We start from the raw sequence: 511 nt of genomic DNA on the forward strand, positions 1-511 counted from the left end.
CTATATTGGACAGCGCAAGGAATAGGGGCTTTTATGGTTTTTAAGGGGATAAAATATGCTTACAAAGTTGGTAAAAGTGCTTCAAGTATTATTGATTATTTTTGGATGAACAACAAACCATTTAATCAAAAAGATATTTTTTTACAAAGTGAGAATAAAGAAAAAGTTGTGGGGATAATACCAATAAAATCAAGTAATAAACTAAATATTAAATTTTAATAATCTAAATGGTGATGATAGCGCACATCAAAGAATTATCAGTAGTGAATTTACCAATAATATTCCATATTTTTTGAGAAGTGATGGCAACAAATTTGCTCGAGACAATAATTTGCCCATATTTTATTATAAAAATATGGGCAAATATGCAAGAGAATTTTATGACTTAATAACATATAGTGGCTATGATGGGAAATATCTTTATTACAGATATAATTTAAATAACATAAATACACAAGCGCAAATTTCAAAGTTTGAATATAAAATATTTGACTATGATTTAAATATACCT

General features: G+C 26.0%; 2 protein-coding genes. Both read left to right on the top strand.

All coding sequences use genetic code 11. The features are described 5' to 3' along the window. On the top strand, nt 1–219 hold a 219-nt coding region (locus tag ACWIX0_RS14120), incomplete at its 5' end, for a hypothetical protein (protein ID WP_454174605.1). Nucleotides 220–331: 112 nt separating this feature from the next. Further along, nucleotides 332–511, top strand: a 180-nt coding sequence (locus tag ACWIX0_RS14125) for a hypothetical protein (RefSeq protein WP_454174606.1), incomplete at its 3' end; no start/stop codon positions are given.

It is taken from the genome of Helicobacter sp. T3_23-1059, from assembly GCF_053654515.1.